This is a genomic window from Micromonospora sp. NPDC000442, assembly GCF_042898635.1.
Classification (GTDB): Bacteria; Actinomycetota; Actinomycetes; order Mycobacteriales; family Micromonosporaceae; genus Micromonospora.
In genome coordinates this window covers 96,487-102,486 of sequence record NZ_JBIAYZ010000020.1, presented here as the reverse complement: position 1 = coordinate 102,486, position 6,000 = coordinate 96,487, and the positions used below count along the sequence as shown (strand labels likewise).

The 6,000-nt window shown below is 69.6% G+C and carries 7 protein-coding genes; 1 reads left to right on the top strand and 6 read right to left on the bottom strand.

Annotated elements, in window-relative coordinates:
• Window positions 1–218 (top strand): SpoIIE family protein phosphatase (locus ACFY2A_RS25475; RefSeq protein WP_387175163.1); only part of this gene is annotated, 218 nt, incomplete at its 5' end.
• A gap of 17 nt (window positions 219–235) precedes the next feature.
• Here the strand turns inward: ACFY2A_RS25475 and ACFY2A_RS25470 are convergent.
• From ACFY2A_RS25470 to ACFY2A_RS25445, 6 genes are all read right to left on the bottom strand, one after another.
• On the bottom strand, window positions 236–892 hold the full coding sequence (locus tag ACFY2A_RS25470) for a metalloregulator ArsR/SmtB family transcription factor (RefSeq protein WP_363920060.1): 657 nt from the start codon (window positions 890–892) through the stop codon (window positions 236–238).
• Window positions 893–988: 96 nt separating this feature from the next.
• Window positions 989–2,473, bottom strand: coding sequence for a DHA2 family efflux MFS transporter permease subunit (locus tag ACFY2A_RS25465; protein WP_387175161.1), 1,485 nt, complete (start codon window positions 2,471–2,473; stop codon window positions 989–991).
• Window positions 2,474–2,508: 35 nt separating this feature from the next.
• Entirely contained in the window at window positions 2,509–3,741 is a 1,233-nt protein-coding gene (locus ACFY2A_RS25460; RefSeq protein WP_387175159.1) for an ABC1 kinase family protein, read from the bottom strand.
• Between the two features lie 27 nt (window positions 3,742–3,768).
• The gene (locus tag ACFY2A_RS25455; protein WP_387175157.1) at window positions 3,769–4,509 is read right to left on the bottom strand and encodes a hypothetical protein; all 741 of its coding nucleotides are present in this window, start codon (window positions 4,507–4,509) and stop codon (window positions 3,769–3,771) included.
• Window positions 4,510–4,520: 11 nt separating this feature from the next.
• The gene (locus ACFY2A_RS25450; protein WP_363920070.1) at window positions 4,521–5,255 is read right to left on the bottom strand and encodes a DUF6073 family protein; all 735 of its coding nucleotides are present in this window, start codon (window positions 5,253–5,255) and stop codon (window positions 4,521–4,523) included.
• A gap of 50 nt (window positions 5,256–5,305) precedes the next feature.
• The gene (locus ACFY2A_RS25445) at window positions 5,306–5,749 is read right to left on the bottom strand and encodes a hypothetical protein (protein ID WP_363920072.1); all 444 of its coding nucleotides are present in this window, start codon (window positions 5,747–5,749) and stop codon (window positions 5,306–5,308) included.
• Window positions 5,750–6,000: the final 251 nt, after the last annotated feature.

Here is a 6,000-nt window from a genome sequence, read left to right as displayed (position 1 = left end):
CCGCCGCCACCCTGGTGCTGTACACCGACGGACTCGTGGAGGACCGCAGCCATCCGCTCGACCGGGGCCTGGAGGAGTTGTGCGCGGCAGTGCACAACGCGCCCCGCCTCGACCCGACCAAGATCCTGGACCACATCCTGGCCAGCGACGTCGGTCCGTCGCCACGACGCGACGACATCGCCCTGCTCTGCCTCACCCGGGACCCGGTCGAGCACTGACGGGTTATCGGCTGGGCTCAGGCTGCGACGGGCAGCCCGGCCAACCGCCATTCGAGCATGCCCTCATCGAGGCGGTGAGCGGCCCGGCCGTGCGCGGACAGGATCCGCACCGCCTCGTGGGCGAACACGCAGTATCGACCGCGGCAGTAGGCGATCACCTCGACGTCGGCGGCGATCTCGGCGACCCGGTCGGCGAGGTCGTCGATTGGGATACTGATCGCTCCGGGGATATGCCCGGCGGCGTACTCGGCGGCGGGTCGGACGTCGAGGACGACGACCTCGCCCTGCTCGGCTCGGCGGAGCAGTTCTTCGCGCCCGACCGGGACGGCGTCGTCGGGGCCGAGATAGGCGCGGCTGGCCGCGACCACGTCGGCGAGGTGCGTCGCGGCGACGTCACGCAGCATCTGGAAGAGCCCGGCGACGTCGTCGCCGGCGAGCCGGTAGTGGATCCGGGTACCGTCGCGGCGGGAGGCGACGAGACCTGCCTGGCGGAGGGTCTGCAGGTGGGCCGAGGCGGTCGTCAGCCCGAGCCCGGCGGCACGGGACAGCGCGTCGACGCTGCGCTCGCCCTGAGCGAGCAGGTCGAGTATCTCCAACCGTTTGCCGTTGCCGAGCGCCTTGCCTACCCGGGCAAGGTTGTCGAAGAGTGCCGCCTTGCGCGTCGGGTCGCCCATATCATCCTCCAGCTTTGCATGGAAGACTGTACCAGCCGTGAGCCAGCGACGACGAAGCCGATCTTGGACAGCGGATTCGGCCCTACACCGGCCCCGTCAGCCGTCTTCCGAGGCAGCGGTGCGCACGGCGCGCCGTGCAGACGATGCGGTCACGGCAGCAGCCCGCCCGGGCAGCAACCGCGCACCGGCAAGCGAGCCGGCCACGATCACCGCCAGCACCAGCAGCGCGCCCCGGGGGCTACCGGCGAAGGAGGCGACACCGTCCAGTCCGGACCGGCCGGAGCCCGGCTCGGGCATGGATTGTCGAACCGCAGCGGCCAGTTGGAGTGCCCCTCCGACCAGCGCCACGCCCACTGCCCCAGCGAGTTGGCGGCCCGTGTTGAGCACCCCGGCACCGGCGCCGAGCAGGTGCTCCGGCAGCCCTCGCATCGCCTCGGTACTGACGGGCGCCATCACCAAGCCGACCGCGAGCCCGGCGATTGCCAGCGGTCCCAGAAAGTCGAGCGCGCCGGCCGTCGCGTCACCGACGACCGCGAGCCAGCCGAGGCTGACGGCGAAGGCGACGAAGCCAGCGGTGATGATCCGTCGACCACCCCAACGGTCGGTCAAATGCCCCGCGAGGGGTGAGACCACTCCGGACACCACGGCCATCGGCAGGAACACCAGGCCGGTGCGGACCGGTCCGCTACCCAGCGTGCCCTGTAGATGCAGCGTCACCAGCAGCATCATCCCGAACATCACGGCGAACTGTGCCGCGGCCAGGGCCGCCGAGACCGTGAAGGAACGGTGCCGAAGCAGTGCGCCGGGCACCAGAGGTTCACGACGGTGCTGCTCCCATCGGACGAAGCCCGCGAAGAGCAGCAGGCCGGCGCCGAAGAGCACCGGCACGGCGGCGTCGGTGTCGTACCGACCGGCGGTCAGCAGCGCGTACGTGATCATGCCGACACTGGCCGCGATCAGTACCACGCCGCCGAGGTCGAGCCGATGGCGGCGACTGGGAGCGCGTTCCGGCACGAACCGGCGCACCAACGCGAGCGCTCCGAGACACAGCGGCACGTTGACCAGGAAGGCCGAGCGCCAGCCGAGTTCCGCCACGAGCAGCCCGCCGAGCACCGGGCCGACGATGGCAGCCAGCGCCATGGTGGCACCGACCATTCCGAACGCGGTGCCCCGGCGGTGGGCCGGAACCGCCACCGTGATCAGGCCGAGGGTCTGTGGAACGAGGAGGGCGCCGCCGACGGCCTGCACGCACCGGGACGCGACGAGCAGGGGTACCGATCCGACGACACCGCAGAGAACCGAACCGACGAGAAACACCAGCAGCCCGGCCACGAGCACCTTGCGGAAGCCGAGCATGTCGCCGATCCGGGCGCCGGGGATCAGGAGCGCCCCGTAGGCGAGGACGAAGGCGTTCACCACCCACAGCGCCTGGTCGAGACCGGCCCCCAACTCCCGCATCAGGGTCGGAAGCATGACCTGTACGACGGTGGTGTCGGTCATCACCACGAAGGTGGCGAGACAGAGCGCCAGTACCGTCGGAACGAAGCGGGTGGAGACTTCGGTAGCGGCGCGGTCCGGCATGTCGTCACCTTCGGATCCTGGGTGGTGGTCGGGGCTCAGACGGTGTCGAGCAGTCCGTGCATGACGTGCGGTGCCGCCTCGAGCTGGAAGTTCATCGACGGGTGGTGGCGCTTCACGGTGCCCTCCAGCGACAGCAGGCAGAGCAGTGGGAAGACGAACTGGGGTTCGGCGAACAGCCCGCGACGCCGTTGCAGGTCGAACAGCTCGACCGAGAAGGCGACGAGGCTGAACTCCTCGGCCGTCAGGCCGGCGCTGCCGATCACCAACCGGATCACGTCCCGGCGGAAACCGTCGATGTCGGCGCCGGACAGGTCACCCCGGGTGGTGGAGAGCAGTATGTCGGCGCAGGTCTCGCCGTCTCCTCTGATCATCCCGGCGAAGAACTCGGTGAACGTTCGACGGGCCGGTTCGGCCATTCGGAAGGCGAAGCCGGCGTCGACCACGGCGACGGTGCCGTCGGTACGGAAGTAGGTGTTGCCCTGGTGCAGGTCGACGTGGATGAAGCCGTTGATGAACAGCATCCGGTAGACGGCCTGCACCAGCGCACGTACCTCCTGCTCCCGCTGCCGAGGGGCAAGCTGATGAACGGTGGAGGTGTCGAGGCCGTCGAGGAACTCCATCGTGATCACACCCGGTCGGCAGTGTTCGGCGACCACCTGCGGCACGACCACGCCCGGTACGCGGCCGAGGTCCTCGCGTAGCTGGCGCAGGTTCTGCGCCTCGGCGACGAAGTCGAGCTGTGTCAGCAGTGAATCGGCGAGCTGGTCCACGATCTCCGCCAGCGGGATCCGGCGCAGCTTCGGCAGCCGTTGCAGCGACGCGGCCAGGGCCCGGATCGCCGCCAGGTCGCTGCGCATGGCCCGGCCGACGTCAGGCCGGAGCACCTTGACCGCGAGAATGCGGCCCTCGGTCTCGGCTCGGTAGACACACGCGACGGAGCCGCTGGCCACGGGGGGCCGGCGAACGGCTTCCTCGAGGAAGGCGGGCACCTGGCCGAAGCCGCTTCGGACAGTGCTCAGGGCCGCTCCGGCGCTCATCGGTCTGGCCCGGTCGTGCAGCCGGCCGAGAGCGGCGGCGAGATCGGGGCCGATCACGTCCACCCGGGTGGCGAGCAGCTGTCCGAGCTTCAGGTACGCGCCACCGAGTCGGTCGAGTAATCGGCTCAGTTCGACGCCGAGGGCATCCGGTCGGCGGGCGACTCGGGCGGCGGCCAGGCGCAGCGCTGCCGCACCTACCTCCGCGCCGACCCGGGCTGTCCGGACCGCCACGTGCGTAAGGGATCGTGGCAAGGTTGGTCACCTCCTGTCGAGCCGCTCCTCCGCCGCGTGCCGCAGCTGCATGGGCGGCTGGGTGAACACACCGTCCGGCAAAGCCACGGCGGGGCTGGTTCGGATGAACTCGGTCCGGTGGCCGGTGCGCGACCGGCACACCTCGATACGCCGAGGGGGTTCCTCTCCCCCGGCACCACCGTGCTCGGTGATCTCCCAGGTACGCAGCGGCTGCCCGTCGCGCCGCAACAGGCGCCGGGACACCAGTCCCCGGTCCAGGTCCACGAACTCGGTGACCTCGAGCGTCGGCAGGCTGGGCGGACCGAGATAGTGACGGGTGTCCGGTGCCACCGCGGCGGAGCCGTCGAGGTTCCGGTCCTCGGCGTGGGTGGTCTCGACCGGCCGCAGCGCCGGGTGTGACCATGCCATCAGGTCGAGGTAGCTGACGTCGGTCAAGGGTAGGCAGTCGAAGGTCAGCGGTTCGGCCACCGGCAGCGGCGCGGCCATGGTCGGCAGGAACGTGTGGACCTGACAACGACCCGCCAGCTTGTCCTCCTCGATCCGGACGTACGTGCCGGACAGCACGGCCGGCTGTAGGACGAAGAGCACGGTGGTGGCGCGCGTGGGACGCTCGCCGTCGAAGCCACGGGCGAGCAGGTACCGCATCGGGTTGCGGCCGATCGCCGTCTCCACGCTGAAGGTGTAGGCCGTGAGCCGGCCCGCCCGAAGGTTCGGACGGACCGGCCCCGCAACACGCACGTCGTCCATGTTCTCAGTGCTTAGGCGAGCACGCCGGCGAGGTACTCCGGGATCACCGCGCTGTCGATCGGGACGTGGTGCAGGAGCGCACCGATCTCGATGTCCGCCGCGATGAGCTCGCCGACCTGACGGTTCTCACCGTCGTACAGCGGGTACCTCATGGAGGTACGGGATACGTCGCCGATCGGCGGGACCATGGCGACCCGGGACTCGAGCCGCACGATCTGCTCGCCCGTGGTCACGGTCTGGCCGAGCTGCTCCACCTCGAACTGCGGGTAGATCGCGGTGACGCAGTCCTTGATCGGCATGGGGGTGGTGAAGTGGGACGGGCTGGGCTTGACCCGCGCACCCTCCGGCTTGGCCGGGGTGTTCATGACCTTGACCTGGCCGAAGATGTCGCTGTGGCCGGTCACCTGAAGGGACAGGAACTGGGCCGTGATGGTGCTGCTGGCCCAGTCCAGCTCCCGCCCCTGCGCGGCGTGCGGGTCGTGGCGACGGTAGATCGCCATGCCGTACAGGTCGACGACGTCCTCACCCAGGCCGTCGATGCGGACGTGGATCCGCTCACGGACGGTGAACGCCTCGAGGGCCGACGGGGTCAGCGTGTACGGGCGGATCGGGTACAGGTTGCCCGGTCCTCCCCACGCCGCCTCGTGCCCTTCGACGACCTTCGCCGGGGCGAGGCTCTCGCCGTCGATGCCGACGGCGACGCCCCTTTCCTGCAGCATCCTGATGATGTTCAGTGGTCGAGTCATGACCTTGTCCTTTCGCTCCTGCGATGTCTGGACGGGTTCGGCGGTACCGGCTAGTCGGCCAGTGACGCCATCAAGGCATCAAGCCTGTCGACGACGTGCGCGAAGTCGACCTTGCGCGCGGGGATCGCGGTCTTGGCCACCGTCTGGTCACCCAGCTCGGCCACGAGCACCTCGATCAGGCGGTCAAGGTTGTTGTGAGCGATGCTCACCGGAAAGTGCATGAGGGGTACGGCGTGCGCCGGGTCCGCCTTGGGCTCCCCGGACTCGAGTCGACCCTCCGAGCCGGACGACTGCCGCCAGGCCTGCTCGACGGAAAGGTCGTAGCGGTGGAAGGTCTGGTCGTAGTAGGGACGCCACCGCTCCCGCAACTCGTTGGCGGAGATCTTCTCCTCGAGGTAGTCGATGGCCGCGGGCACGAAGACCTCGCGGTACTGGCTGATCAGCGCGGTGATGTCCGGCGAGGCTGTCCCGATGGTGCTGCCGCTTGTCGTCATGGCGTTCTCCGATCCTGAGCTGAAGCGGTGACGGACGGGTCCTGGGGAAGGGCGTTCGGTCCGCCGCCGGTACCGGGGGCGCGCGCCGTCGCGTCGGGTCTCGGGGTGCGAGGACGAGACGACGGGAACCGGCAGTGGTCTCCGGCGGCCGCGTCGGTGGGGTGTCGGCGGCTGACGCGTCTTCCGCTATGAACAGCGAACCACTTTAGAAAGATATAGTCAATGGCCATGGATGGATTTTCTGGCCGGCT

Bases quoted from the DNA above. Each gene is read 5' to 3' on its own strand.
- ACFY2A_RS25450 (WP_363920070.1), bottom strand. From the start codon at position 5,255: ATGACTCGACCACTGAACATCATCAGGATGCTGCAGGAAAGGGGCGTC.
- ACFY2A_RS25455 (WP_387175157.1), bottom strand. From the start codon at position 4,509: ATGGACGACGTGCGTGTTGCGGGGCCGGTCCGTCCGAACCTTCGGGCG.
- ACFY2A_RS25470 (WP_363920060.1), bottom strand. From the start codon at position 892: ATGGGCGACCCGACGCGCAAGGCGGCACTCTTCGACAACCTTGCCCGG.
- ACFY2A_RS25445 (WP_363920072.1), bottom strand. From the start codon at position 5,749: ATGACGACAAGCGGCAGCACCATCGGGACAGCCTCGCCGGACATCACC.
- ACFY2A_RS25465 (WP_387175161.1), bottom strand. From the start codon at position 2,473: ATGCCGGACCGCGCCGCTACCGAAGTCTCCACCCGCTTCGTTCCGACG.